This window comes from Paracoccus albus (assembly GCF_027913035.1).
Classification (GTDB): Bacteria; Pseudomonadota; Alphaproteobacteria; order Rhodobacterales; family Rhodobacteraceae; genus Paracoccus; species Paracoccus albus.
On record NZ_CP115775.1, the window covers coordinates 3,058,462 to 3,083,529 of the forward strand.

Sequence of the window (25,068 nt, forward strand, 5' to 3'; positions counted from 1 at the left end):
GCCACCGGATCCGGGGCATCAGGCCCCGGCCTCCTCGGTTTCTGCGCCTTCTTCGGTCTCTTCCTCTTCGGCCTGCTCAAGCTCTGCCGGGTCGACCCAGCCAAGCATGACGCGGGCGGTCATGACCATGTTCTGCGCATCCTCAAGGCTGATACCGAAGGGTTCCAGCAGACCGTCATCCTTGACGCGCTGCCCGTCGACCGTGGTCCAGCCCCCGGCGAGCTCCCAATCGGCGCAGGTGGCAAAGTCTTCCAGCGTCTTGACGCCGTCATTCGCCAGAGCTTCCACCATTTGGGGGGTCAGACCTTCGAATTCAATAAGGCTGTCCTCGGCGCCCAGACCGCGGGCATTTTCCAGAGCCTTGCGGTTGGCCGCTTCGATCACGTCGCGGGCGCGGGCCTGCAATTCATCCGCCGTCGCTTCGTCCACACCGTCGATGGACAGCAGTTCGTCCTGTTCGACATAGGCGACTTCTTCCAGGTTGGTGAAGCCTTCTGCGACCAGAAGCTGGGCGAAGAATTCGTCCAGATCCAGATTGTCCATGAACAGCTGGGTGCGGGCGTTGAATTCAGCCTGACGGCGCTTGGACTCTTCTTCCTCGGTAAGGATGTCGATATCCAGACCAGTCAACTGGCTGGCCAGACGCACGTTCTGGCCGCGACGACCGATGGCCAGCGAAAGCTGTTCCTCGGGCACCACAACTTCGATGCGCGGGGCGTCCTCGTCGACGACGACCTTGCTGACCTCTGCCGGCTGCAGTGCGTTCACGAGGAAAGTCGCCTGATCTTCAGACCACGGGATGATGTCGATCTTTTCGCCCTGAAGCTCTCCCACAACGGCCTGAACGCGGGAACCACGCATACCAACACAAGCGCCGACCGGGTCGATGGAGTTGTCATAGCTGATGACGGCGATCTTCGCGCGGCTGCCCGGATCACGGGCGACGGCCTTGATCTCGATCACGCCGTCATAGATTTCCGGCACTTCCATCTTGAACAGTTCCGCCATGAATTGCGGATCGGTGCGCGACAGGAAGATCTGCGGGCCACGGGTTTCGCGGCGTACATCCTTTACATAGGCGCGGATACGGTCATTCGGGCGATAGGATTCACGACCGATCTTTTCGTTGCGGCGCAGGATGGCTTCGCCACGGCCGATATCGACGATGATATTGCCGTATTCTTCACGCTTGACCATGCCGTTGATGATCGAACCTGCGCGGTCCTTGAATTCTTCGTATTGACGATCACGCTCTGCCTCGCGGACGCGCTGCAGGATGACCTGTTTGGCCGATTGCGCGGCAATCCGGCCCAGTTCAACCGGCGGAACCTGCTCCTGAAAGACATCACCGATCTGCGGGCCGCCGGCGAAATCGTCGACCTTCACGCCTTCGCGGGTCCAGTAATTGGCCGGGTCACGCTGTGCCTCGAAATAGGGCTTCGCCTGATCGGCGGTGAATTCGGCCTGATAGTTTTCCAGCAGTTCTTCATCGACCACGGTGCGCACGCGGGTGAAGGTGGCATTGCCGGTCTTGCGGTCGATGGACACGCGAATGTCCATTTCCGCGCCGTAACGCGACTTTGCTGCACGGGCGAGGCTGTCTTCCATCGCTTCGATGACCAGCTCCGGCTCGATCATCTTTTCGCGGGCCACGGCCTCGGCGGTTTGCAGCAGTTCCAGCTGGTTGGCAGAGGTGATTGCCATCACTTACTCCTTCATAGCGGCGTCGTCTTGGTCGCCGTCTTCGGTTTGAACTTCGTCGAACATGGATTCGTCGAGATTGTCGATCTCAACCCCGGCTTCTTTCTTCTGGCGCAGCATTTCCGCGATCAGCTCGTCGGTCAGCAGCAGCTTGGCATCGGCCAGCCAGTCAAAATTCAGCCCGATGGTCTGGGTCTCCGCGCCGACTTCGATATTGATCAGCACGTCCTCGCCCTCGACCCCGGCCAGAACGCCGGTAAAGCGCTTGCGCCCGTCGATCTGTTCCGCTGTTTCCAGCTTGGCGTCGTAACCTTCATAGGTTGCGAAGTCCTTAAGCCGGGTCAGCGGGCGGTCGATTCCGGGTGACGAGACCTCCAGCATGTATTTGTCTTCGATCGGGTCTTCTACATCCAGCGTGGCGCTGACCATCGTGGAAATCTCGGCGCAGTCATCGACATTGATGCCGCCATCGGGGCGGTCAGCCATGATCTGCAAGGTGGCGGTCTTGCCGCCCTGAAGACGCAGGCGCACCAGTTCGAACCCCATGTCTTCGATCACGGGGGTCAGAATTTCCGCCAGCCGGCGGTCGATAGAGGTCTTGGCGATCAGGTCGTTCGACATGAGCATCCCTGAGAAATAAAAAACGGGCCGTCAGCGGCCCGTGCGAAATTCCGGTGGCGCAGGGGGTGGAAGCCTGCACCGCTGTTGAGCATGGATATAGCGCCGCTCGGCGGGGAATTCAAGCCGATTCGCGGTTGTCGCGCCAGATGCGCCAGTTCAACGCAGCCGCAAGCCCGATCCATGCAAAATATGGCAGCATCAGCAGACCTGCCAGCAGATCGCTTTGCAGGAACACAACCGTTGTGATTGCCAGCACGAACCAAAGCACCGCGATCACGATCATTCCTGTTGCCATCCGCCTTGCACCGAAGAAGACTGGCGTCCACAGCGTATTCAGCGCGATCTGCAGCGACCACAGTGCAAGACCCGGCGCGGGGTTTTCGCCAAGCGCGATGCGCGTCGCAGCAATCGCCGAAATCACATAGAGCACCGTCCAGACGATCGGGAACGCCTTTTTCGGCGGGGTCCAGGACGGCTTTTTCAGCGATTGATACCATTTTCCGGGCAGAAAAACGCTGCCTGTCGCAGCCGCGGCAGCAGATGCCGACAGGAACACCAGAAAGTAAAACGCCGTCATACGGGCTGTCCCCTCAACTCATCCATGACCGCGACCAGTTCCGCGGTGATGCGCGGCTCGCTCAGCGCGTGACCCGATCCGGGCACCATGCGCAATCGGCAGTTCTGCCAGTCCTTCGCCAATGCCCATGCACCAACGGGCGGGCAAACCATGTCATAGCGGCCCTGCACGATCTGGCAGGGGATATGTTCGATCTTGTGGCGGTTGCGCAGCAACTGAGCTTCTTCAAGAAAGCACGAATTGCGGAAATAGTGGCATTCCAGCCGGGCAAAGGCGCGGGCATATCCGGGCGAGGCAGCACCGGGATTGGCGACATCCATCGCGGCAAGTCCGTTTTCCCACATGATCCAATGCCGGGCCAACCGACGCTCTTCGGTTTCGTTGCCGGAGAAAAGGCGTCTGTGATAGGCGGCGATCATATCGCCGCGCTCCGCCTCGGGGATCGGTTCGCAGAAATCCTGCCAGCGTTCTGGCCAGAAGCGCGCCGCGCCGCCGCCATAGAACCAGTCCAGTTCTGCCTGCATCGCCAGAAACACGCCCCGCAGGATCAGTGCCGTCACCGCGCCTGGATGTCTCTGCGCATAAGCGAGCGCTAGCGTGGCGCCCCAACTTCCGCCGAACACGGACCATTGCGGGATGTTGAGCGCCTTCCGGATCACCTCTATATCCGCGACCAGATGGTCGGTGGTGTTCGCGATGACGCTGGCATGTGGCGTGGACAGCCCGCATCCGCGCTGATCGAACAGGATGGCGCGATAATGCGACGGATCGAAAAAGCGCCGCATATAGGGGCTGCACCCGCCGCCCGGTCCGCCATGCAGGACAACGACCGGCTCACCATGCGGATTTCCGGCCTGTTCGACATACAGCACATGCCCGTCGCCCACGTCGATCTTGCGGCGATCGAAGGGGTCAATATGCGGATAAAGGCGAGCTGCGCCGAATTGCCCTGCTGTTCGATCCATGCTTTCCGTATATACGTCGCAGGCAAGGCGCGAAAGGACCGAACCCATGACAGACAGCCGCGACCCGTCCGAAATCGCCAAGTTCGAGGCTATGGCCGCCGAATGGTGGGACCCGAAGGGGAAATTCAAGCCGCTGCATATGATGAACCCGGTTCGTCTGGGTTATATCACCACGCAAATTGCCGCGGAGTTCGGCCGCGACCTGAAGTCTACCCGCCCGTTTGAGGGGTTGCGCCTGCTGGATATCGGCTGCGGTGGCGGCCTGCTGTCAGAACCGATGGCCCGGTTGGGGGCCGAGGTCGTCGGCGCAGATGCTGCCGAAAAGAACATCGAGGTCGCGCGTATCCATGCGTCTCAGGTCGGGCTGGAAATCGATTACCGCGCCGAAACGGCAGAGGCGCTTCTGGCAGCCGGTGAAAGCTTTGACGCCGTTCTGGCGATGGAGATTGTCGAGCATGTGGCAGAACCGGCGGCTTTTGTGCGTTCTTGCCACGATCTGCTGCGCCCATCCGGCTTGCTGGTCATGTCGACGCTGAACCGGACCATGCGCAGCTTTGGCGCGGCGATTATCGGGGCCGAATGGGTGATGCGGTGGCTGCCCAAAGGCACGCATGAATGGCAGCGCTTTATCACACCGGATGAGCTTTCGCGGATGATGGAACAGGCCGGGCTGCGCGTCGTGGATCGCAAGGGCATGGTCTTCAACCCCATAAGCTGGGACTGGTCGCTATCGGATCGCGACCTTTCGGTGAACTATGCCGTCAGCGCCGTACGTTCTGCGTGAAACAACCCCTGCCGGTAGCGACCTTTTTGCTGACCGTTGAAGGTCTCAGGGGAAAAAACTACGAAATTATCTGACCGGGGTCACCGATCTTGCGGATGGTTGACGCCATCCGCCCACGGCACCGGGTCCAGATCGCGCGGGTTCACCCCTTCCAACGCGCCCGCATTCACCCCGTATTCATTGGGGTTAGAGCGCCGCTGGTGATGCGTATAAATCCCACAATGCTTGCAGAAATAATGCTTCGCCGTGTTTGTGCCGAACTGATACAGCGACAGCGCATCCTGCCCCTTAACGATGCGCAGCCCGTCCAGCGGGGCTGACACGGCCACCGCACCGCGCCTGCGGCAGAACGAACAGTCGCAGCGCCGCTTGGTGGACAGCCCGTCGCTTAGTGTGACGGCAAGCTCTACCGCGCCGCAATGGCATGTCAGACGGTGGGGGTTCCGGATCTCGGGAAGGCTCATCTGCGGACCTGCGGAATGCGCGTGCGCGAATACTGGGTCGGCGGGTGCGGCGGCTGACCATGTGTGCGCTGCCAGAAGCTGGGGCCGCCCCGGCGCAGAAAGACGGGCAGCGCAAGGATCACACCGGCAACAAAGCCACCCGCATGGGCCCAATAGGCAACGCTGTCACCGCCCATCAGCGAGAAGCCACCGAAGATTTGCAGGATGAACCAGACACCCAGCATAACCCATGCCGGAATGGTAAAAACCTTGATGAAAACGATGATGATGGCCAGAACATCAACGCGGGCTTTGGGAAATAGCAGCAGATAGCCGCCCATTACCCCGGCGATTGCGCCAGAAGCCCCGACCATCGGAATACCTTCTTGCGGATTGGCGGCAATCTGTGCGCCCGCCGCCGCCAGCCCCGACGCCAGATAGAAGATAAGAAAGCCGAAATGGCCCATCTGATCTTCCAGGTTGTCCCCGAAAATCCACAGGAACAGCATATTTCCGGCGATATGCAGCGGCCCGGCATGAAGGAACATATGCGTCAGCAGCCCCCACATATATTCACCGTTCACGACTGCGACGGGATACAGCGCCAACCGGTCCCATAATCCGGTCATGCCGAAGGCCCAGGGCATGGTCAGCAGGAACATCCCAATGTTCAGGAAAACCAGCAGATATGTGACATAGGGCGTCCGCTCGGAAGGGTTGTGGTCGCGAATGGGAAACATCGGAATTCCTTGAAGTTTCGCGGACGATGCCAAAGTGCCGCCTTTTAGGCAAGCTTGCCCCTGTTCGACGCGAATTGGCAAGGATAGGATCGGTCGCAGAATCTTCTGGGGGTGAGCCATGTCCGAACTGACAGACCGCAAGAATGCCGCAATTTCCCGCGGGGTGGGCATGACCACCCAGATCTATGCCGACCGGGCCGAGAATGCCGAAATCTGGGATAAGGACGGCAACCGCTATATCGACTTCGCCGCCGGGATCGCGGTGGTCAATACCGGGCATCGTCACCCCAAGGTCATGGCGGCGGTGAAGGACCAGTTGGATCGCTTTACCCATACCTGCCATCAGGTGGTGCCATACGAAAACTATGTCGCCCTGGCAGAGCGTCTGAACCAAGCCGTTCCCGGCGATTTCCCGAAAAAGACCGTCTTCGCCACCACCGGCGCCGAGGCGGTGGAAAACGCAATCAAGATCGCCCGCCATTATACGGGCCGTCCGGCCGTTGTATCCTTTGCCGGTGGCTTTCACGGCCGCACCTTCATGGGCATGGCGCTGACCGGCAAGGTACAGCCCTACAAGGCCGGGTTCGGTCCGATGATCAACGACATCTGGCACCTGCCCTTCCCGAATGCGCTATACGGCGTCACCGAAGAGGAATCGCTGGCCGCGCTTGAGCGCCTGTTCAAGGCCGATCTGGAGCCGGGCCGCGTTGCCGCGATGATTATCGAGCCTGTGCAGGGTGAGGGCGGTTTCTACGAAACCCCAGCCAGTTTCCTGCAGAAACTGCGTGAGGTTTGCGATGCCCACTCGATCCTGCTGATCGCGGATGAGGTGCAGACCGGCTTTGCCCGGACAGGCAAGTTGTTCGCGATGGAACATTCCGGCGTCGCGGCGGACATCACCACTATGGCAAAGGGGTTGGGCGGCGGGCTGCCGATCTCTGCCGTGACGGGCCGGGCAGAGGTGATGGATAGCCCCGGCCCCGGCGGCCTGGGCGGCACCTATGCCGGTAACCCGCTTGGCGTCGCGGCTGCCCATGCCGTTCTGGACGTGATCGAGGAAGAGCAGCTTTGCGACCGGGCCGAGCGTCTTGGCCAGCGTCTGAAACAGCGCCTTGCCGGGCTGCGCGACGACGTTCCGGAGATTGCCGATATTCGCGGACCCGGTTTCATGAATGCGGTCGAGTTCAACGTCGCGGGCAGCGACAGACCTAACCCGGACATGGCCAACCGCGTCCGGGAAGAGGCGCTGAAGCGAAACCTGATCCTGCTGACCTGCGGCGTAAACGCCAATGTCATCCGTTTTCTGGCACCGCTCACCATCCCCGATGAGGTCTTCGGAGAGGCACTGGATATTCTTGAGGACAGCGTGAAAGCGGCGAGGGGCTGAAGATTTCCTGCCGCACACGGCCTTGACGAGGCCGCTCCTTTGGAACACATAAGGTGCGCAGGCGGCCCGCAAGGCCGCCACATCCATTTTTCGGGACCGCCCGCATTTTCGGGCTGCAACAGCGCAGCATATGCGATGTCCTGTTTGTCAAAAGGCTAAGCCATGGACCGCATCTTGCTCGACCCGCGTGCGTGGGGCGTCATGCTCGCCGCAATGCTGACGATTATGTCCAACGCCACGATCACCCCGGCCCTGCCCGGTTTGCAGGCGATGTTTTCCGATAATCCACGCGCCGAGTTGCTGACCCGTCTGCTTATCACAGCACCGTCGCTGGCGGTTGCGATCATCGCGCCGTTCGCAGGTGTCATGACCGACCGGCTTGGTCGTCGGAAACCGCTGTTTACCGGTCTTATCATCTATGCCCTGGCTGGTACGGCGGGGCTTTATCTGCATTCGCTGGAAGCGATACTTGCAAGCCGCGTCGTTCTGGGCGTGGGTGTCGCCGCGATCATGACGGCGCAAGCCGCGCTGATCGGGGATTACTTTACCGGGCCAGAGCGCGGGCGGCTGATGGGTTATCAGATTGCTGCGGTGAATATGGGCGGGCTTATCTTTGTGATGACTGCGGGCTTTCTCGCGCAGCGCGATCCGCAGTTGCCCTTTCTCATTTACGGGCTGTCTATCCTGCTGTTCCCGATCCTTTGGAAGCTGCTGCCCGAACCGCCAAAGACCATTTCTGGCGCGGGTGAGGCGGTAGGCGCCGAGCGTGGTGAACCCGGTTGGCCGCGGACCGTGGCTACAATGGCAACCGCCGCTATGCTGTCTTTCGTCATTTTCTATTCGATACCAACGCAGGTTCCCTATTTTCTTGCTGAAATCGGACTGTCCGATGCGCGTTATGCTGGTGAGGTGATGGGCTCTATGATGGTTGCGGCGGCGCTGATGGCAGTCGTTTCCGGTTGGATCAGGCCCTATCTGGGCCGCATCGGCACACCTGTAACCGGTTACATGCTTCTGGCAGCCGGTTTCGCCGGAATGGCGACGGGTCACTCGCTTATCATGGCGATGGCGTCCACGGCACTGATCGGCGCAGGTCTGGGCCTGTGTCTGCCGACATTTGTGATCACGGCGCTGAACGCCTCGCCGGCGGACAAGCGGGGGCTGGTTTCGGGCTTTGTGACCTCTTCCTTTTTCCTCGGCCAGTTCCTGTCACCCATTGTCAGCACGCCGCTGGTGGCCAGTTTCGGCTATCAGAAAACCTTCGCCATTGCGGCGGTGGGTTGTGTGGTGCTGGCGGCGCTGCTCGCGGTCACCATCCGCAAGCGCCCGGCGGCTGTGGACAGACCGGGTCCCGCACACTAGCGTCGCGCCCGAAAACCGTAGGAGTCGCCATGTCCGCGATTATCGAAGTCGACCATCTGTCGAAACAATACGCCAATGGCCCCAAGGCACTGGACGATGTGTCCCTGTCCATTGATGAGGGCGAGATCGTTGCCCTGCTGGGGCCGAACGGCGCAGGCAAGACGACCTTGATCTCTGTCATTTGCGGATTGGTGGTTCCAACCGATGGGACGGTCCGCGTTGGTGGCCATGACATCCGCAACGAATGGCGCGCAGCCCGCAAGCTGATCGGCCTGGTCCCGCAGGAAATCACGCTGGAACCGTTTGAAACCGTGATGAACTGCGCACGCTTCACCCGCGGTCTTTACGGCGCACCGCCCGACGATGCCTATCTGGAGCAGGTCCTGCGCAGCCTTGCCCTTTGGGACAAGCGCGACGCACAGACGAGAGAACTTTCGGGCGGTATGAAGCGCCGCGTTCTGATTGCGAAGGCGTTGTCACATCAGCCGAAAGTGCTGTTCCTCGACGAACCGACTGCCGGCGTCGATGTCGCCCTGCGGCGAGAGATGTGGCAGGTCGTGGACAAGCTGCGCCGTGACGGTGTGACGATCATCCTGACGACGCATTATCTGGAAGAAGCCGAAGAGATGGCCGACCGCATCGGCGTCATCAATCACGGCAATCTGATGCTGATGAAGCCCAAGGCAGAGCTGATGGGTGAATTCGGCAAGAAGCACCTGACGATCCATCTGTATGAGCCCTTGCCCGAATGTCCGCCTGAACTGGCAAAGCGTGGCCTCTCGCTTTCCGATGACGGGCTGCGGCTTGGCTATGATTACGACACGAGGTCGGAACGGACAGGCATTGCCACCTTGCTTGCTGAACTGGCAGCACTGCAAATCCCTGTCCGCGATGTGGCCACCAAGCAATCCAGCCTTGAAGAGGTGTTCATGACGCTGGTCAGTGATGAAACGCAGGCGGAGGGTGCGGCATGATCAATACCGGCGCAATCTGGGCCATCTATCAACACGAAATGGCCCGCTTCTTCCGCACGATCTGGCAATCGATCGCCTCTCCGGTGCTGTCGACGGTTCTGTATTTTGTCGTCTTCGGCGCGGCTATCGGCGGGCGGATCCAATCGGTCGAAGGCATCGAATACGGCGCTTTCATCGTGCCGGGCCTGATGATGCTGACCGTCCTGCAGCAATCGGTTTCCAACGGTTCGTTCGGTATCTATTTCCCAAAATTCTCCGGCACGATCTATGAATACCTCGTCGCCCCCGCCGGCTGGATAGAGGTCACGGCGGGCTTTGTCGGCGCGGCAGCCAGCAAGGCCATACTGATCGCCTTCCTGATCCTGATCACCAGCTTCTTCTTTGTCGGCGCCCATATTGCCCATCCGTTCTGGATGCTGGCTTTTCTGTTCCTGACCGCCTTCGCCTTCTCGCTTCTGGGCTTCATCATCGGGCTGTGGGCGAAGAACTTCGAGCAGTTGCAGATCGTGCCGCTTATGGTTGTCACACCGCTGGTTTTCCTTGGTGGGGCGTTCTACTCCGCATCCATGCTGCCGCCCTTCTGGGAAGCGGTCGCAAAGCTGAATCCGGTGCTCTACCTGATTTCTGGCTTCCGATGGTCATTCTTCGACCTTGCCGATGTTCCGGTCGGGGTGTCGCTGTTCGCCGTGGCACTGATGATCGTTATCTGCATGGCCGCAATCCGCTGGATCTTCCTGACCGGCTGGCGGCTGCGGGAATAGCGCAGGTCAACGCGCCAGCGGATCGAAGCCGGCCGGGCACAGCTTGGTTGCCGGGTCCAGCTTCACATAGTCCTTGGCGCTGATCTTCACCATATCAATGCTGTAGCGCCATTCCTCGTTCCAGCGTTTCAGAATGCCGTTGCGATAATAGCTGGCCATGATTTCCGGCACATAGGGCGGAATGATGCTGGTGTTCGGAATGCGCGGCGCGTGAAAGCCAAGCGTCGCCATCGGCCCAAGGCAGGCGTTCGGCATGGTCACCAGCATCGTGCAGGCCGACCGGCAGTAGCCCCTGATCCACACCTTTCGGCCAGAGTTCTGCAGCTTCGCGCGGGTCCGGATCATATCAACGACATTGCCACCGCGATGCTGGTTGACCACAAGATATCCCCGCCCCTCGACAATTTCGGCCGAGGCGGAAAACGGCGCTGCAAGCAGCATCAGAACAATTGCGATCATGTATCTTGTCATACAGACAATCTGCGCCAGTCGCGCGGCCAAGGAAAGCCACAGCTGCGTGAATGACCGCCCCAGAATGCTGACATAAATACTACAGATTTTGGGATTATGTGTGTTTACGTTCCTTTGGCCACGGTCATCCGCCCGGATTTATGAGAGAATCAGGGACCGTCAATTATTTCGGAGTCATGGAAATGGCAGGAAAGATTTTTTGGATTATCATCGGCTGCCTGTCGATTCTGGCCGGTTTTCTGGCGCTTGCCAATCCGCTGGCAGCCACCATCACCGCAGAACAGGTCGCGGGGTGGAGCTTTCTTTTCATCGGCATCCTTCAGATCGTTGCCGTGTTCCAGCAGACCACATGGGGCGGCAGAATCTGGGTGATCTTGCTTGGCGTCCTGTTTGTGTTGCTGGGCATCAGCCTGATCGCAAACCCGCTTGAGGGCGTTATCACCTTGACGCTGACAGTCGCAGCCTTGTTCCTGGTTACGGGCATCTTCAAGATCGTATTGTCATTCTCGCTGCGCGGGGTGCCGGCGTTCTGGCTGGTTCTGCTGTCCGGGGCGGTTTCAGTCATACTGGCGGTCATGATCTTCGGGAACTTCCCGGCATCCGCGCTGACGATCCTTGGCATATTGCTGGCGGTCGAGCTTATATCCAGCGGGATTTCCCTGATCGCCTTGTCAACGGTGCGCCCAGCCACCACCTGATTGCGATCCATCCCTTTTGCAAGCGGGCGGTGACCATGCCGCCCGCTTCGCTATTTGCTCGCTTGCTTTTGCACCGGGCCAATCTTAGGAGTCCGGCGATGAGCCAGAACCCGCCAATCATACGCCCCGACCTCGCCCGTGCCAGCGTCCCCGCGGACACGCGCCGCGATGGTCAGCCTACCATCGGCATGGTCAGCCTAGGTTGTCCCAAGGCGCTCGTGGACAGCGAACGCATCCTGACACGGCTGCGGGCGGAAGGTTACGCGATCAGCCCGGATTACAGCGGCGCGGATGCGGTGATCGTGAACACCTGCGGTTTTCTGGACAGTGCCAAGGCGGAATCACTCGACGCGATTGGAGAGGCGTTGACCGCAAACGGTCGCGTCATCGTCACCGGCTGTCTTGGGGCCGAACCGGATTATATCACCGGCGCTCATCCCAAGGTTCTGGCCGTCACCGGCCCGCATCAATATGAACAGGTTCTGGATGCGGTGCATGGCGCCGTGCCGCCCGCGCCCGATCCGTTCGTCGACCTGCTGCCAGCCTCCAGCGTCACGCTGACCCCGCGCCATTACAGCTATCTTAAGATTTCGGAAGGCTGTAACCACAAATGCAAGTTCTGCATCATTCCCGACATGCGCGGTCGCTTAGCCAGCCGCCCGGCCCACGCCGTGATCCGGGAAGCCGAAAAGCTGGTCGCGGCGGGTGTGAAGGAACTGCTGGTGATTTCGCAGGATACCTCGGCCTATGGCGTCGATCTGAAACATGCCGAGGATCGTGGCCACCGCGCCCATATCACCGATCTCGCCCGCGATCTGGGCAGCCTTGGCGCTTGGGTGCGGCTGCATTACGTCTATCCCTATCCGCATGTCCGCAACCTGATCCCGCTGATGGCGGAAGGGCTGGTGCTGCCCTATCTGGATATTCCGTTCCAGCATGCCCATCCCGATACGTTGAAACGCATGGCCCGCCCCGCAGCGGCGGCAAAAACGCTGGACGAAATCGCCGCATGGCGCAGCGATTGTCCAGAGATCACGCTGCGTTCCACCTTCATCGTCGGCTATCCCGGTGAGACTGAGGCCGAATTCCAGACGCTTCTGGACTGGCTGGACGAGGCGCAACTGGATCGTGTCGGCGCGTTCCAATACGAGAACGTCGCCGGGGCGCGGGCCAACGACCTGCCCGATCACGTCCCCGAGGATGTGAAGCAGGACCGTTTCGAACGCTTTATGCAGAAGGCACAGGCGATCAGCGAAGCGAAGCTTGCGGCGAAGGTCGGCCAGACAATCGACGTGATCGTCGATGAGGTCGATGGCGAAGGGGCCACCTGCCGCACTAAAGCCGACGCGCCCGAAATCGACGGCAACCTGTTCATCGACGAAGGTTTCGAAGACCTGACCCCCGGCGATATTGTCAGCGTGACCGTGGACGAGGCCGGGGAATACGACCTGTGGGGACGGCTTTAACCCATCGTCGATGCTTCAACTTTCCCCGATGATCGCCTAAATACCGCGAAACCCTTTTCGACAGGAGCGCCCGATGGCAGCCTATGAATTCGTCTATCACATGGACGGCGTGTCCAAGACCTATCCCGGCGGCAAGAAGGTCTTTGAAAATATCCGCCTGAACTTCCTGCCCGGCGTCAAGATCGGCGTCGTCGGCGTGAACGGCGCGGGTAAGTCCACGCTGCTGAAGATCATGGCCGGGATGGACAAGGATTTCTCGGGCGAGGCATGGGCCGCGAAAGGTGCCAAGGTCGGCTATCTGCCGCAGGAGCCTCAGCTGGATGAATCGCTGAACGTCCGCGAAAACGTCATGCTGGGCGTGGCCGCGAAGAAGGCCAAGCTGGACCGGTTCAACGAGCTGGCGATGAACTATTCCGACGAGACCGCCGAGGAAATGGCGAAGCTTCAGGATGAGATCGACGCCGAAAACCTGTGGGATCTCGACAGCCAGATCGACGTGGCGATGGAGGCCCTGCGCTGCCCGCCGGATGAGGCCGATGTGTCCACGCTCTCGGGCGGGGAGCGCCGCCGCGTGGCGCTGTGCAAGCTGCTGCTGGAAGCGCCCGATATGCTGCTGCTGGACGAACCGACCAACCATCTGGACGCGGAAACCATCGCCTGGCTGCAAAAGTACCTGATCGAATATCCCGGCACGATCCTGGTCGTCACCCATGACCGCTATTTCCTCGATGACATTACCGGCTGGATCCTCGAACTGGATCGCGGCCGGGGCATTCCCTATGAGGGCAATTATTCCTCCTGGCTGGAACAGAAGGCCAAGCGGCTGGAGCAAGAGGCGCGCGAGGACAAGGCCCGCCAGAAGACGCTGGAGCGCGAGCTGGAATGGATCCGCGCCGGGGCCAAGGCACGTCAGGCCAAGCAGAAGGCCCGGATCAACGCCTATAACGAGATGGCGTCCAAATCCGAGCGCGAGAAGCTGTCGCGCGCCCAGATCATCATCCCCAACGGCGAACGCCTCGGCAACAAGGTGATCGAGGTCGAGGGGCTGAAAAAGGCCATGGGCGACAAGCTGCTGATCGAGGATCTTTCGTTCAGCCTGCCCCCCGGCGGCATCGTCGGCGTGATCGGCCCGAACGGTGCGGGTAAATCGACGCTGTTCCGCATGCTGACCGGTCAGGAGCAGCCCGATGCCGGTGAGATCAGCTATGGCGACACGGTGGAACTTTCCTATGTCGACCAATCCCGCGATGCGCTTGGCGGCGACAAGACCGTGTGGGAGGAGATCTCCGGCGGGGCCGAACAGATCGAACTCGGCGATGTGCAGATGAACTCTCGCGCCTATGCGAGCGCCTTCAACTTCAAGGGCGGCGACCAGCAGAAGAAGGTCGGCCAGCTGTCAGGCGGTGAGCGTAACCGCGTCCACATGGCCAAACTTCTGAAATCGGGCGGCAACGTGCTGCTGCTCGACGAGCCGACCAACGATCTGGACGTCGAGACTTTGCAGGCGCTAGAGGCTGCTTTGGACGATTTCGCGGGTTGCGCGGTGATTATCTCTCACGACCGCTTCTTCCTTGACCGTCTGTGCACGCATATCCTCGCGTTCGAGGGCGATGCGCATGTCGAATGGTTCGAAGGCAACTTCGAGGACTACGAAGCGGACAAGATCAAGCGGTTGGGTCCGGACGCGGTTGAGCCGAAGCGTGTGAAGTATAAAAAGTTTACGCGGTAGGTTCTGTGGACAGTTACCTGATCCGTAGGATGATTGCAGCGATCGTGATGACAGCAAGGTAGTTTCTGGCGGTTTTCTCGTATCAGGTTGCGACCCTTCGAAACTGTTTGAGCCTGGAAAAGCAGCACTCCACGAGATGCCGTTGGGCGTAGAGATCACGGTCGAGCGGATACTTAACTAACCACGCTTTGGAGGAAACCCTCCGACTTCCAGTCGGACGTGCTTCAGCGCGAAGAATCGGTATATGATCCTGTCCTCCCGAAATGAGCCGCAGCCGGGGCAAGGTCTCATTTCGGGAGGACAGGATCATGCGATATGATACCGGCAAACACTGTGTTTTTTATCACCGCTACCACATCGTCTGGTCGACGAAGTACCGCTACAAGGTGTTGACCGGTCCTCTGCGGCTGCAGGTGCGCGATATCTGCCGTCAGGTCTGCCGCGAGAACGGGGGCGACATCTTGCGCGGGGGTGCTGTCGAGCGATCACGTCCACATGTTCGTCTCGGTGCCGCCGAAGCTCGCCATTTCCGATCTGGTTCGCAAGATGAGGGGCCGTTCGTCTTATCGGGTGCAGCGGGAGTTTCCGCATATCCGAAAGCGCTACTGGGGCTTTCGGTTTTGGGGCAGGGGCTATTTTTCCACCACCAACGGCGCCATCACCGAGGACATCGCACTTCAGTACTTGGAAAATCATATCGCAGATCCTACCGGCGCAAGCCGGTAGTCGTTCATTAAGGGTTCTGCATTGAAACGAAACCGGACGCTCAGGCGTCGTTTGGGCTTGCTACGTCGCTTACAATGAAACGCCGTATGGTTTCAGCATCCTCGGGATAGCCAAGGCCTTTGGCAATGTCTGCGAAACGCACAAGCCATTCATCGGGGAATCCTGCAAGCTTTTCTGGCGTGAAGCTGGCGGAGCGTTTTTTAGGGCGAGAGTTCCGGTTGATTTCTTCGCTGCGGATAATGGGCTTGCCGACATAGTCTGCAAGTAGCGCATCATCTTCTGGTCGATCAACGCGGTAGATCAGTTGCGGCAGGAAAGACATGCACAGCTCAAACCACAAGGTGTAACTGATGACCGAGCTCAGTATACCTTCTGGGTCGGACTGCCTTTCCGGCAATGTTTCGCTAAATCGGGCGCTCAGGATATCCCTGCGAAACGCAAAGCTGCTCCGGTCGGCATTTTCCGGAATAATGGAATTCATCGCGTCGAGCGGTGACCGTGCAACGCAGAATATCCGGTGAAAATCACCAAGCGGACCAATCGCGTCACGATACGGATTGCGATATCGCTCACCCGGCAACATCCAGGATATGATGCCATCGGGTTTCACATGCTCATGCCCGATGCGCAGTCCTGCAGCCTGCAAAAGATGCGCGGTGAATCCGGTGCCGCAGCGAGGGTGGCCGATACCGACAAAAAAGTTCTTCTTGTGATGAATGCAGGCCAGCGCAGTACCTTTCCGTCGGTGTTGGTCAACACGGTGGGGTATATCGGTTTACACCGGCATGGGGCAATCCTGGCGGCAGGGTGATGCTTGTGACAGAAAATTGGCGCTGTCACTGGCGGCATCGCCTCTTGTCGGATAAATAGCCGTAAGTGCCGGTTTTATCTGAGGTATCAAATGTCGCTTGATCGTCGTCCCGTAGCCTCTCTCTGGATCGGAGAGGAGCTGCAATACCTTAACCAGCTTTGCCTGAAATCACATTTGTTACATGGTCATCCGGTCACTCTTTATTGCACTGATACGCTGAAAAATGCGCCCGAAGGGGTCGAGGTGCGGCCTGCATCCGAGATCATGAATATCGACATGCAACTGGTGAATGATACCTCTGCCTCGTTCCTGTCGAACGTGTTCCGCTACAAGATGATCCAGAAGACGGGCGCGATCTGGATCGATTGCGATGCTTTCTGTCACAAGCCTTTCCCGGACGAATGGGAATGGATTTTTGCTGGTCACGGAATGCGCGGTGCGCTGAACTGCGGTGTCGTCGGGCTGCCCCGGCAATGCGAATTGATGGACCAGCTTCTGGACTATTACGACAACCTGCCGGACTATCCCGCGTGGTGGAACAAGCGGCAGCGCAAGCAGATGGACAGGCACAGTGAAAAGGGTGGCTTGTCTCATGGTGCCGCGATCTACAAGACCGAGCGGACGGCCTTCGGCCCTCAGGCGTTCACATGGTTCGCCCAGCAGACCGGCGACATCGAGAAAGCGATGACTTCGGACGTCCTGTACCCGGTGCCTTTCCAGCTGAACGATATTTTCTACGACCCGCATGGTCGCGTTGAGGGCTGGTTCACCGACGATACTGTATCGGTGCATTTGTATACCAATGGCACAAAGCCGTGGTGGCGCAGGAATGTTCCTCTTCCGAACTCTTACGCTGCGCGCATGTGCGAGCAGGTCGGCATCGACCCGGCAGCCGCACTGGAAAGGTAGTTATACTTACCGCAATTGATCAGGGGCGTTCGGTTGTGGTGAAAGCAGATAGTATGAATTTGAAACCACACAGCAGCCACCACGGCACGGCCATGGCGGTGTCGATGATGAAGGATGAGGCGCCATTTCTGCTGGAATGGTTCGCGCATCATCTGGCTGTCGGGTTTACGGACATTCTAGTTTACACCAACGACTGCACCGACGGCACGGTCGAGATGCTGCAACGACTGGAGGAGCTGGGCCTTGGCTATCACCGGCCGAACGACATTCCGGAGGGAGTCAAGCCGCAGCCATCGGCGTTGAACTATGCACAGGACGAACCGCTCGTGCAGCAGGCAGACTGGGTGATGGTGTTCGACGCGGACGAATTTCTGTCGATCAATCATCCCTCTGCTCATCTTGATGGATTGCTTGATGATGTCGTGGCGCAAGGCGCGAACGGGATTGTCGTGACCTGGCGGATCTTCGGCTCTGGCGGCGTGATCGACTGGTCGCGCGATCCGGTGACCGAACAATATACCCGTGCGGCACCGCCACTCTGGAACAAGGGGTGGGGGGTCAAGACGCTGTTCAAGTTTGATCCCGAATACTGGAAGCTTGGCATCCATCGCCCATCTATCAGGAACAAGCATCTGGAGGATGGCTTCCCGGATAAGGTTAAATGGCTGAACGGGTCTGGCCGGCCTATGGAAGATTACTTCAAGTTCCGGGGCTGGCGCTCCATCCGGCGGACATTGGGCTATGACTGGGCGCAGATGAATCACTATGCCGTCAAGTCGATCGACAGCTATGCCGTTCGCCGGTTGCGTGGCAATGTGAACAACAAGAAAGACAAGTATAACGCGGAATACTGGTCTTTGCAGGACAGGAACGAGGTGCCGGACACTCGCATCCTGCGTCATGCCCCCCGCCGCGCGGAGATCATGTCCGAACTGCTGAAGGACCCGGTTCTTTCAAAGCTGCATTTCGCCGCATTGGACCGGGTGGAGGCGAAGCTGGATGAATATCGCGGCTCAGAGGCGTATCAAACTTTGCGAAACAGCCTCATAGAGGCCGGAAAGGTACCGATAACGCGTGTCGAGGCGAAGCCACCAAAGCCGCGTGATCCCGCCAAGATCGCCGCGCTGATGTCAGAGGTTGAACAGAAGTCGAGCTCGCGGTCTGCCAAAAAGCGCACAGAAAGCCGGGCTTCTGGCTGGAACACCGTCGGCGTGTCGCCCTATGTCGAGGGCAAGCTTAAAAACACCGGAAATTTTGGGGGCGAGTGGGTTGAATCGCAGGGGGTCGCGCTGCCAGCTGATCCGGGACTGTTCAGTCAGGACGGGCTGATGGCCGTGCTGGCCGGAAAGTTCGACCGAAAAAACACGCGCAATATTCAAAGCTATCTGGGTGACGCCAGGCGCGTGCTGGATATTGGCGCGGGCGTGGGGCTGCCGGCAATGCGTGCTGTTCAGGCAGATGACAGATTCACCATTATGGTTCAGGACGGACAGGCCGGAATGGAGCAGGCGAGTGCATCGATCCGCGCAAAGAACGGGCTGGAGGACACCGCCCGGCTGCGCTTCGTGAACGGACCGTTGGTTTTGCAGGGCGACGGGGATGCGCAGGCGGGTGGGCTGTCGGCGTATCTGAATGATTTTCGTCCGGACACTCTGCGCTTGTCAGTACGGGCGGGTCTGACGGCTGCGCAGCTTGCGGCGCAAAGTCTGGATGGGCTCAAGCGTGTGATCCTGCCTTTCGAAAGCGATGAAGAGGCGCGGGCCATTCGTGAAGAGTTCGGGCCGGTCCTGACCGCCGCCGGATTGACAGAAGACAGCGAAGCCACCGGTGGTGGCTCGATCAGATTTGATCGCGGTGTAGAAACAACATAGTTAACCGCTGGTTTCGCGTGTCGGTTTCAAGGGAAAGAGTATTATGAACAGGAAAATCGCCGTTGCCGGTTTGGGCTATGTCGGTCTTTCGAATGCGGTTCTGCTGGCGCAGAGCAACAAGGTGGTTGCTCTGGATGTTTCAGCCGAACGTGTCGAGATGGTGAATAACGGAGATTCGCCGATCGAAGATGCCGATATCAGCGATTTTCTGGCCAACCGTCACATTGACCTGACGGCGACCCTTGATCCGCAGGAAGCCTTCGGCGGGGCGGATTATATCATCATTTCGACACCGACCAATTATGACACGAAAACAAATCGTTTCGACACGTCCACGGTTGAAAACGTTCTGGCGCAGGTTCATCAGATAAATCCGGATGCCGTTGCTATCATCAAGTCTACGATCCCAGTCGGTTTTGTGGACCGGATAAGGGCAGAGATGGACTGGCAGAATGTCATCTTTTCGCCCGAGTTCCTGCGAGAAGGCAAGGCGCTTTACGACAACCTCCATCCATCGCGGATCGTCGTCGGAGAACGCTCTGACAGGGCACAGGATTTCGCGAATCTTCTGGTCGAGGGCGCGATCCGCAAGGATATGCCCGTTCAGTTCTGCGGCACTGTCGAGGCAGAGGCGATCAAGCTGTTTTCGAACACCTACCTTGCGCTTCGCGTGGCCTATTTCAACGAATTGGATAGCTATGCAATTGCACACAACCTGAATTCGCGTGAGATCATTGACGGCGTCTGCCTCGATCCGCGGATCGGTGATTTCTACAACAATCCGAGCTTCGGTTACGGAGGCTATTGCTTGCCCAAAGATACCAAGCAATTGCTGGCAAATTACGATCAGGTGCCGCAGAATCTGATATCGGCAATCGTCCAGTCCAATCGGACGCGCAAGGATTTTGTGTCGGATCAGATTGTTTCAAGGCGGCCCAAAGTCGTCGGGGTTTACCGACTGGTCATGAAGGCGGGGTCGGATAACTTCCGCGACAGCTCTATTCAGGGGATCATGAAGCGGATCAAGGCCAAGGGGATCGAGGTGATCGTCTACGAGCCAGTGCTGGAAGACGATCATTTCTTCAACAGCCGCGTGGTCCGTGATCTCGACGCGTTCAAGGCTGAAAGCGACATCGTTCTTGCGAACCGCCTGTCGCCAGAGATCAGGGACGTTGCCGAGAAGGTCTATACACGCGACCTGTTCGGCGTCGATTAAGGTCGGCAATGCGCATCCTTTCGGTAACGACTCAGCGCAATGAAGGCCCATATCTGATAGAATGGCTCGCCTGGCATCGTATCCTGGGCGTCACCGACTTTCTCATCTATTCAAACGATTGTGACGATGGAAGCGATTTGCTTCTGGATGCGCTGATGGCGCATGGTGTGCTGCGGCATGAACCCAACAATGCGCCAGAGGGGAAGTCGCTGCAATGGTCGGCGCTGAAGCAGGCATGGCAGGAACAGCTCCGCAAGGACGCGGATTGGATGCTGATCTCTGATATTGACGAATTTCCTGTCATTCATGCGGGCGACGGGTGCTTTGCCGATCTGATCGCGGCGTTGCCATCCGGGACAGATGCCGTTGCCCTGCCGTGGCGTCTTTTCGGGGCGTCAGGCATTGCCCAGTTTGAAGATCGGCCTGTCGTCAGTCAGTTCACGCGCAGCGCGCCGCTGGATATGGTTTATCCGGTTGCGGCGACGATGTTCAAATCGCTGTTTCGGCCCGAGGCCTTTTCTCGTCCGGGCGTGCATCGTCCGCGGAATCGCAAGGAAGGCGCCGCGAAATGGGCATCGGGGTCCGGCGCTACGATGCCGGCGCAATTTGCCTTGAGCGATGGATATATCTGGACGCTGAACCAGCCAGATGCGCGACAATTGGTCGAGATGCATCATTATTCCTTGCGCTCTGCTGAAGGCTTTCTGGTCAAATCCGAACGCGGCCTTCCGAACCGGTCGCATAAGCAAATTAACGCGGCTTATTGGATCGAACGAAATTTCAACACCGTGGAAAACAGCGCTGCCTTGCGCCTTCTTCCGAATCTCGAAAAAGAAATCGCGGCGCTGAAATCCCTGCCTGGCATTGCTGAACGGCATGAAGCCTGCGTCACATGGCACCGCAAGCGCATCCAGCACCTGATGGGCCAACGCGATAGTCTGGCGCTGTTTGGTCAACTGCTGCTTGCACGCGACAGCCGCGTGATGAGCCTTGGCGAACAGCGCCGCCTGATCCAGCTTACTATTCGAGCGGTCGCCAAGGGCTAGCTTAGATTGCCGTTGGCAAGCAAAATCACGCCTCAGTAGCTTGGGGCGTATTCTATATCTTGTCTGGTTTGTTGCGGAGCCAGATAGGCCCGCCATTCATGGCCCGACGCAGGCGATAGGTATAGTTGCCTTCTGCCACACTGCATTATCTGCCCGAAGCATCGGGCTCATTATATCCGAAGACGATGGCGGCGGCTTGCGGCGCTTGACGCCGCTTTGATCCGTGAAGGGCTGACCTTTCGGAAAAAGCGCCGTATAGACGCCGGATAAGCGGAGACTTTGATGGCCATTCACCTCTATCAGAACGATTTGCCCGACGGGCTGGACCTTGGGCCTGTCGTGGCCATTGATACCGAAACAATGGGGCTTGATCCCCGCCGTGACCGGCTTTGCCTTGTGCAGATGTCATCCGGCGATGGTGATGCGCATCTGATCCAGATCGCTAAGGGCCAGACAGAAGCGCCGAATTTGACCCGGATGCTTGCCGATCCGGGCGTCGTGAAGCTTTTCCATTTCGGACGGTTCGATATTGCCGCTTTGGAAAATACCTTTGGTGTTTCGACAGCGCCGGTCTGGTGCACGAAAATCGCCTCTAAGCTGATCCGGACCTATACGGATCGTCACGGCCTGAAATATCTTCTGCAATCCTTGGCCGATGTCGATATCTCCAAGCAGCAGCAGACCTCGGATTGGGGAGCGGAGGAGCTGACAGAGGCACAGCTTGAATATGCAGCGTCAGATGTACTGTATCTTCACCAGCTCAAGGATGCGCTTGAAGCAATGCTGATCCGCGAGGATCGTCTGGCGCTCGCGCAGGCCTGTTTCGACTTTCTTCCAACCCGCGCCCATCTGGACCTGCTGGGTTGGGGGGATGAAAACGACATCTTCCACCACTAAATGGCGACAATGAGCAGTTATCTGGAAACCGCCCGCCGTGTGATCGAGATCGAGGCAGATGCCCTTTCTATGCTTTCAGCCGGTCTGGGTGACAGCTTTGACCGCGCGGTCGAGGTCATTCTTGCCGCGCGCGGTCGCGTCGTCGTGTCCGGAATGGGTAAATCCGGCCATATTGCGCGCAAGATTGCCGCGACCCTTGCCAGCACTGGCACGCCGGCACAGTTCGTTCACCCGGCAGAGGCAAGCCACGGTGATCTGGGTATGGTCGCAGAGGGTGACGTGGCCATTGTCATCTCAAACTCTGGCGAGACGCCGGAGATTGCCGATATCGTAGCGCATACTCGACGGTTCAGCATTCCGCTGATCGGTATTGCCAGCCGCGAGGGCTCGACTCTGGTACGGCAATGCGATGTGGCGCTGCTGTTGCCTGCCGCGCCCGAAGCCTGCGGCAAGGGTATTGTGCCGACCACATCGACCACCATGACGCTTGCCTTGGGCGATGCGCTTGCCGTGGCGCTGATGGAGCATCGTCAGTTCACGCCGGAACATTTCCGAACCTTCCATCCCGGCGGCAAGCTGGGTGCGCAGCTGTCGCGCGTTGCCGATCTGATGCATCACGACATGCCGCTGGTTGCCGAAGACACCCCAATGACCGAGGCCCTGCTGGAGATCAGTCAGAAGGGCTACGGTGTGACGGGCGTCACCGGAACAGATGGAAAGCTTGTCGGGATCATCACCGACGGTGACCTTCGCCGACATATGAGCGGCCTGCTGGACCATCAGGCGGCAGATGTTATGACGCCCGATCCGCGGACCATCAGACCGGATCAACTGGCCGAGGCGGCGCTTGCAGAAATGCAGTCGCGGAAGATCACCTGCCTTTTCGCTGTCGATGATGGCAGTCCGCAGGGCATTCTGCATATCCATGACTGCCTGCGCGCCGGAATAGTGTGATGCGATCACGGGTGGTGGCATGGTTGCGGGTGCTGCTGCCGCTGGCGGCTCTGGCGATCTTGTCGACCCTGTTCCTTTTGCCCGATTCGCCTGATCCCGATGCCGCGATTCCCTATGCCGATGTCGATGCCGAGGAACTGGCCCGCAACCCTCGTATGACGCGTCCTGAATTCGCGGGCGTCATGGATGACGGTGCTGCCGTGACCCTGACGGCAGAACAGGCAACACCGACCGAAGGGGAAAACGGTGCGGCACAGCAATTGCGGATGACGTGGCGTGCCGAAGACGGCCTTGCCGCTGATCTGACCGCCCCGCATGGCGAGGTTAAGGCCGACACCATCAACCTCAGCGGTGGCGTGCGTGTGACGACCTCGGATGGCTGGGCGCTTACCGTGCCAACGCTGGATACCGATACCGCAAGCGGCGTCATGACGGGTGAGGGCGGGCTCAGCGCTTTTGCCCCTTTCGGCCGCGTCTATGCCGACCGGATGGAGATGTCGCGCAATGATGACGGCCAGCATGTTCTGAATTTATCAGGCGGTGTGCGTCTGCTATACCAGCCGTAATGCGCCCGAAAAGGATAGACGATGCGACGTATTTCCAGCATTGCCCTGCTTGCCATGACTATATTTGCCGCGCCGGCTGTATCGCAGACGGTTCCCTTCGGCGGTGCCGAGAATGACACCAGTGCCCCCGTTGAGGTTTCGGCAGATGATATGTTGGTCAACCAGTCGACGGGCCAAGCGCAGCTGACCGGAAGTGTCCTGATCGCGCAGGGCGATATGCGTTTGTCCGCTGACAAAGTTGTCGTGAAATACGATCCGCAGGATCAAAGCCGAATCGCGAGCATGGATGCGACCGGCAATGTGACCCTTGTGCAGGGCGAGGACGCGGCAGAGGCCGGGCAGGCGATCTATGACGTCTCCTCTGGTCTGGTGACTTTGATGGGCGATGTACTGGTGACACAGGGTGAAAATGTCATGTCCGGCGAAAAGATCGTCGTGAATCTGGAAGAAGGCACCGCGCAGGCGTCTGGCCGCGTCCGCACGATCCTGCAACCCGGATCCTCTCAATGAGCAATGCGGCGCCGGACCGCGGGTTGATCGTTCGCAAATTGCGCAAATCCTATCGCAAGCGCCCGGTCATCCGCGATGTGTCGCTCGATCTTGCCCGGGGTGAGGTGGTGGCCCTTCTTGGGCCGAACGGTTCCGGCAAGACGACCTGTTTTTACTGTATCGCGGGACTGGTCACGGCCGATTCGGGCAGCGTGCATATTGACGATGTCGATGCGACCAGCCTGCCGATGTTTCGCCGTGCGCGGCTTGGCATCGGTTATCTGCCACAGGAAATGTCCATCTTTCGCGGTTTGACGGTAGAGCAGAACATCATGGCCGTGCTGGAGGTCGTCCAATCCGATTCGCACCGTCGCCGTGACCGGCTGGAAGAATTGCTTGGCGAATTTTCTATCGGTCACATCCGCAACGCCTCTGCAATGGCCTTGTCCGGCGGTGAAAGGCGGCGCGCCGAAATCGCACGTTGTCTGGCCTCTAACCCCAGATATCTGCTGCTGGATGAGCCTTTCGCAGGCGTGGACCCCATCGCCGTCGCTGACATTCGCGCCTTGGTGCATGATCTGAAATCGCGGGGAATCGGTGTGCTGATCACCGATCATAACGTCCGCGAAACGCTGGGAATCGTTGATCGTGCTTATATTCTGCACGATGGCCATGTCCTGATGTCGGGCACGACAGAAGAAATCGTGGCCGATCCGCGTGTCCGCGAGGTCTATCTGGGCGAAAGTTTCACGCTAGCATAGCGTTATATTGTCGGAACGCCACCCGCGGCTGCCCGCCATAACCTACCCACATCGTTGACAGACCCGCGGCCCGGTCGCAGACTGATCCAGACCGGAGCAACGCTGAATCCCTAGGTTCAGGATCCGGCAACGAAAGGAAAAAA

26 protein-coding genes and 2 pseudogenes are annotated in these 25,068 nt (G+C 59.0%); 19 read left to right on the forward strand and 9 right to left on the reverse strand.

Annotation, left to right across the window (positions count from 1 at the left end; all coding sequences use genetic code 11):
* Nucleotides 1-18 precede the first annotated feature (18 nt).
* The 4 genes from nusA to pip all read right to left on the reverse strand — a co-directional run bounded on the left by nusA (nt 19) and on the right by pip (nt 3,864).
* Entirely contained in the window at nt 19-1,704 is a 1,686-nt protein-coding gene (nusA, locus tag PAF20_RS15355) for a transcription termination factor NusA (protein WP_271071464.1), read from the reverse strand.
* Between the two features lie 3 nt (nt 1,705-1,707).
* Nucleotides 1,708-2,322 carry a ribosome maturation factor RimP gene (gene rimP, locus PAF20_RS15360; protein WP_271071465.1) on the reverse strand — a complete coding sequence of 205 codons (615 nt, stop codon included), beginning with the start codon at nt 2,320-2,322 and terminating at the stop codon, nt 1,708-1,710.
* A gap of 118 nt (nt 2,323-2,440) precedes the next feature.
* A complete protein-coding gene (gene tspO, locus PAF20_RS15365) occupies nt 2,441-2,899 on the reverse strand; it encodes a tryptophan-rich sensory protein TspO (RefSeq protein WP_271071466.1) in 459 nt (152 codons plus the stop codon).
* Nucleotides 2,896-3,864, reverse strand: coding sequence for a prolyl aminopeptidase (pip, locus tag PAF20_RS15370; protein ID WP_271071467.1), 969 nt, complete (start codon nt 3,862-3,864; stop codon nt 2,896-2,898). Before pip ends, tspO begins: the two co-directional genes overlap by 4 nt.
* A 46-nt stretch (nt 3,865-3,910) precedes the next feature.
* Between pip and ubiG the strand changes: the two genes are divergently transcribed.
* On the forward strand, nt 3,911-4,648 hold the full coding sequence (gene ubiG, locus PAF20_RS15375; protein ID WP_271071468.1) for a bifunctional 2-polyprenyl-6-hydroxyphenol methylase/3-demethylubiquinol 3-O-methyltransferase UbiG: 738 nt from the start codon (nt 3,911-3,913) through the stop codon (nt 4,646-4,648).
* Between the two features lie 80 nt (nt 4,649-4,728).
* Here ubiG and PAF20_RS15380 read toward each other — a convergent pair whose 3' ends face one another.
* Together PAF20_RS15380 and PAF20_RS15385 are read right to left on the reverse strand one after the other, a co-directional pair.
* The gene (locus PAF20_RS15380; protein WP_271071469.1) at nt 4,729-5,112 is read right to left on the reverse strand and encodes a GFA family protein; all 384 of its coding nucleotides are present in this window, start codon (nt 5,110-5,112) and stop codon (nt 4,729-4,731) included.
* The gene (locus PAF20_RS15385) at nt 5,109-5,831 is read right to left on the reverse strand and encodes a rhomboid family intramembrane serine protease (RefSeq protein WP_271071470.1); all 723 of its coding nucleotides are present in this window, start codon (nt 5,829-5,831) and stop codon (nt 5,109-5,111) included. The genes PAF20_RS15380 and PAF20_RS15385 overlap by 4 nt, the downstream gene beginning before the upstream one ends.
* Before the next feature lie 118 nt (nt 5,832-5,949).
* Between PAF20_RS15385 and PAF20_RS15390 the strand changes: the two genes are divergently transcribed.
* The 4 genes from PAF20_RS15390 (at nt 5,950) to PAF20_RS15405 (ending at nt 10,315) form a co-directional block, all read left to right on the forward strand.
* Nucleotides 5,950-7,218 (forward strand): 4-aminobutyrate--2-oxoglutarate transaminase, encoded by a 1,269-nt coding sequence (locus tag PAF20_RS15390; RefSeq protein WP_271071471.1) that lies wholly within the window; start codon nt 5,950-5,952, stop codon nt 7,216-7,218.
* Between the two features lie 162 nt (nt 7,219-7,380).
* Complete coding sequence (locus PAF20_RS15395; RefSeq protein ID WP_271071472.1) at nt 7,381-8,580, forward strand: MFS transporter; 1,200 nt, start codon at nt 7,381-7,383, stop codon at nt 8,578-8,580.
* Nucleotides 8,581-8,609: 29 nt separating this feature from the next.
* The gene (locus PAF20_RS15400; RefSeq protein WP_271071473.1) at nt 8,610-9,554 is read left to right on the forward strand and encodes an ABC transporter ATP-binding protein; all 945 of its coding nucleotides are present in this window, start codon (nt 8,610-8,612) and stop codon (nt 9,552-9,554) included.
* Nucleotides 9,554-10,315: an ABC transporter permease gene (locus PAF20_RS15405; protein ID WP_271073347.1), complete on the forward strand. Its 762-nt coding sequence runs from the start codon at nt 9,554-9,556 to the stop codon at nt 10,313-10,315. The genes PAF20_RS15400 and PAF20_RS15405 overlap by 1 nt, the downstream gene beginning before the upstream one ends.
* 6 nt (nt 10,316-10,321) lie before the next feature.
* Here the strand turns inward: PAF20_RS15405 and PAF20_RS15410 are convergent, their stop codons facing one another.
* The gene (locus PAF20_RS15410; RefSeq protein WP_271071474.1) at nt 10,322-10,774 is read right to left on the reverse strand and encodes a hypothetical protein; all 453 of its coding nucleotides are present in this window, start codon (nt 10,772-10,774) and stop codon (nt 10,322-10,324) included.
* A gap of 194 nt (nt 10,775-10,968) precedes the next feature.
* Between PAF20_RS15410 and PAF20_RS15415 the strand changes: the two genes are divergently transcribed.
* The 3 genes from PAF20_RS15415 to ettA all read left to right on the forward strand — a co-directional run bounded on the left by PAF20_RS15415 (nt 10,969) and on the right by ettA (nt 14,679).
* Entirely contained in the window at nt 10,969-11,484 is a 516-nt protein-coding gene (locus PAF20_RS15415) for an HdeD family acid-resistance protein (protein ID WP_271071475.1), read from the forward strand.
* Between the two features lie 98 nt (nt 11,485-11,582).
* On the forward strand, nt 11,583-12,950 hold the full coding sequence (gene rimO, locus PAF20_RS15420; RefSeq protein WP_271071476.1) for a 30S ribosomal protein S12 methylthiotransferase RimO: 1,368 nt from the start codon (nt 11,583-11,585) through the stop codon (nt 12,948-12,950).
* Between the two features lie 73 nt (nt 12,951-13,023).
* Nucleotides 13,024-14,679, forward strand: a complete 1,656-nt coding sequence (gene ettA / locus PAF20_RS15425) for an energy-dependent translational throttle protein EttA (RefSeq protein WP_271071477.1) — start codon at nt 13,024-13,026, stop codon at nt 14,677-14,679.
* A 13-nt stretch (nt 14,680-14,692) separates the two neighbouring features.
* Here ettA and PAF20_RS15430 read toward each other — a convergent pair.
* Nucleotides 14,693-14,854 (reverse strand): annotated as a pseudogene (locus tag PAF20_RS15430) (transposase); the annotation flags it as partial.
* 133 nt (nt 14,855-14,987) lie between these two features.
* Between PAF20_RS15430 and tnpA the strand changes: the two are divergent.
* A pseudogene (gene tnpA / locus PAF20_RS15435) lies at nt 14,988-15,405 on the forward strand (IS200/IS605 family transposase).
* Nucleotides 15,406-15,445: 40 nt separating this feature from the next.
* Here the strand turns inward: tnpA and PAF20_RS15440 are convergent.
* Nucleotides 15,446-16,015: a hypothetical protein gene (locus PAF20_RS15440; RefSeq protein WP_271071478.1), complete on the reverse strand. Its 570-nt coding sequence runs from the start codon at nt 16,013-16,015 to the stop codon at nt 15,446-15,448.
* Between the two features lie 6 nt (nt 16,016-16,021).
* Here PAF20_RS15440 and PAF20_RS15445 point away from each other — a divergent pair, with 6 nt between their 5' ends.
* The 10 genes from PAF20_RS15445 to lptB all read left to right on the forward strand — a co-directional run bounded on the left by PAF20_RS15445 (nt 16,022) and on the right by lptB (nt 24,925).
* Entirely contained in the window at nt 16,022-16,216 is a 195-nt protein-coding gene (locus tag PAF20_RS15445; RefSeq protein WP_271071479.1) for a hypothetical protein, read from the forward strand.
* 90 nt (nt 16,217-16,306) lie between these two features.
* Nucleotides 16,307-17,125 carry a glycosyltransferase family 32 protein gene (locus PAF20_RS15450; protein ID WP_271071480.1) on the forward strand — a complete coding sequence of 273 codons (819 nt, stop codon included), beginning with the start codon at nt 16,307-16,309 and terminating at the stop codon, nt 17,123-17,125.
* A 53-nt stretch (nt 17,126-17,178) separates the two neighbouring features.
* A complete protein-coding gene (locus PAF20_RS15455; protein ID WP_271071481.1) occupies nt 17,179-18,996 on the forward strand; it encodes a glycosyltransferase family 2 protein in 1,818 nt (605 codons plus the stop codon).
* Between the two features lie 43 nt (nt 18,997-19,039).
* Nucleotides 19,040-20,212 carry a nucleotide sugar dehydrogenase gene (locus PAF20_RS15460; RefSeq protein WP_271071482.1) on the forward strand — a complete coding sequence of 391 codons (1,173 nt, stop codon included), beginning with the start codon at nt 19,040-19,042 and terminating at the stop codon, nt 20,210-20,212.
* An 8-nt stretch (nt 20,213-20,220) separates the two neighbouring features.
* Nucleotides 20,221-21,258: a glycosyltransferase family 2 protein gene (locus PAF20_RS15465; RefSeq protein WP_271071483.1), complete on the forward strand. Its 1,038-nt coding sequence runs from the start codon at nt 20,221-20,223 to the stop codon at nt 21,256-21,258.
* Between the two features lie 282 nt (nt 21,259-21,540).
* Nucleotides 21,541-22,155, forward strand: a complete 615-nt coding sequence (locus PAF20_RS15470) for a ribonuclease D (protein ID WP_271071484.1) — start codon at nt 21,541-21,543, stop codon at nt 22,153-22,155.
* 9 nt (nt 22,156-22,164) lie between these two features.
* Nucleotides 22,165-23,109: a KpsF/GutQ family sugar-phosphate isomerase gene (locus PAF20_RS15475; RefSeq protein ID WP_271071485.1), complete on the forward strand. Its 945-nt coding sequence runs from the start codon at nt 22,165-22,167 to the stop codon at nt 23,107-23,109.
* Entirely contained in the window at nt 23,109-23,675 is a 567-nt protein-coding gene (locus PAF20_RS15480) for a hypothetical protein (RefSeq protein WP_271071486.1), read from the forward strand. Before PAF20_RS15475 ends, PAF20_RS15480 begins: the two co-directional genes overlap by 1 nt.
* Before the next feature lie 21 nt (nt 23,676-23,696).
* Complete coding sequence (gene lptA / locus PAF20_RS15485) at nt 23,697-24,185, forward strand: lipopolysaccharide transport periplasmic protein LptA (protein ID WP_271071487.1); 489 nt, start codon at nt 23,697-23,699, stop codon at nt 24,183-24,185.
* Nucleotides 24,182-24,925: an LPS export ABC transporter ATP-binding protein gene (gene lptB, locus PAF20_RS15490; protein WP_271071488.1), complete on the forward strand. Its 744-nt coding sequence runs from the start codon at nt 24,182-24,184 to the stop codon at nt 24,923-24,925. The genes lptA and lptB overlap by 4 nt, the downstream gene beginning before the upstream one ends.
* The last annotated feature ends 143 nt before the right edge of the window (nt 24,926-25,068 follow it).

Coding starts and splice junctions, on each gene's coding strand:
- nusA (WP_271071464.1), bottom strand. CDS start 1,704: ATGGCAATCACCTCTGCCAACCAGCTGGAACTGCTGCAAACCGCCGAG.
- rimP (WP_271071465.1), bottom strand. CDS start 2,322: ATGTCGAACGACCTGATCGCCAAGACCTCTATCGACCGCCGGCTGGCG.
- tspO (WP_271071466.1), bottom strand. CDS start 2,899: ATGACGGCGTTTTACTTTCTGGTGTTCCTGTCGGCATCTGCTGCCGCG.
- pip (WP_271071467.1), bottom strand. CDS start 3,864: ATGGATCGAACAGCAGGGCAATTCGGCGCAGCTCGCCTTTATCCGCAT.
- ubiG (WP_271071468.1), top strand. CDS start 3,911: ATGACAGACAGCCGCGACCCGTCCGAAATCGCCAAGTTCGAGGCTATG.
- PAF20_RS15380 (WP_271071469.1), bottom strand. CDS start 5,112: ATGAGCCTTCCCGAGATCCGGAACCCCCACCGTCTGACATGCCATTGC.
- PAF20_RS15385 (WP_271071470.1), bottom strand. CDS start 5,831: ATGTTTCCCATTCGCGACCACAACCCTTCCGAGCGGACGCCCTATGTC.
- PAF20_RS15390 (WP_271071471.1), top strand. CDS start 5,950: ATGTCCGAACTGACAGACCGCAAGAATGCCGCAATTTCCCGCGGGGTG.
- PAF20_RS15395 (WP_271071472.1), top strand. CDS start 7,381: ATGGACCGCATCTTGCTCGACCCGCGTGCGTGGGGCGTCATGCTCGCC.
- PAF20_RS15400 (WP_271071473.1), top strand. CDS start 8,610: ATGTCCGCGATTATCGAAGTCGACCATCTGTCGAAACAATACGCCAAT.
- PAF20_RS15410 (WP_271071474.1), bottom strand. CDS start 10,774: ATGATCGCAATTGTTCTGATGCTGCTTGCAGCGCCGTTTTCCGCCTCG.
- PAF20_RS15415 (WP_271071475.1), top strand. CDS start 10,969: ATGGCAGGAAAGATTTTTTGGATTATCATCGGCTGCCTGTCGATTCTG.
- rimO (WP_271071476.1), top strand. CDS start 11,583: ATGAGCCAGAACCCGCCAATCATACGCCCCGACCTCGCCCGTGCCAGC.
- ettA (WP_271071477.1), top strand. CDS start 13,024: ATGGCAGCCTATGAATTCGTCTATCACATGGACGGCGTGTCCAAGACC.
- PAF20_RS15445 (WP_271071479.1), top strand. CDS start 16,022: ATGCCCGATGCGCAGTCCTGCAGCCTGCAAAAGATGCGCGGTGAATCC.
- PAF20_RS15450 (WP_271071480.1), top strand. CDS start 16,307: ATGTCGCTTGATCGTCGTCCCGTAGCCTCTCTCTGGATCGGAGAGGAG.
- PAF20_RS15455 (WP_271071481.1), top strand. CDS start 17,179: ATGAATTTGAAACCACACAGCAGCCACCACGGCACGGCCATGGCGGTG.
- PAF20_RS15460 (WP_271071482.1), top strand. CDS start 19,040: ATGAACAGGAAAATCGCCGTTGCCGGTTTGGGCTATGTCGGTCTTTCG.
- PAF20_RS15465 (WP_271071483.1), top strand. CDS start 20,221: ATGCGCATCCTTTCGGTAACGACTCAGCGCAATGAAGGCCCATATCTG.
- PAF20_RS15470 (WP_271071484.1), top strand. CDS start 21,541: ATGGCCATTCACCTCTATCAGAACGATTTGCCCGACGGGCTGGACCTT.
- PAF20_RS15475 (WP_271071485.1), top strand. CDS start 22,165: ATGAGCAGTTATCTGGAAACCGCCCGCCGTGTGATCGAGATCGAGGCA.
- PAF20_RS15480 (WP_271071486.1), top strand. CDS start 23,109: ATGCGATCACGGGTGGTGGCATGGTTGCGGGTGCTGCTGCCGCTGGCG.
- lptA (WP_271071487.1), top strand. CDS start 23,697: ATGCGACGTATTTCCAGCATTGCCCTGCTTGCCATGACTATATTTGCC.
- lptB (WP_271071488.1), top strand. CDS start 24,182: ATGAGCAATGCGGCGCCGGACCGCGGGTTGATCGTTCGCAAATTGCGC.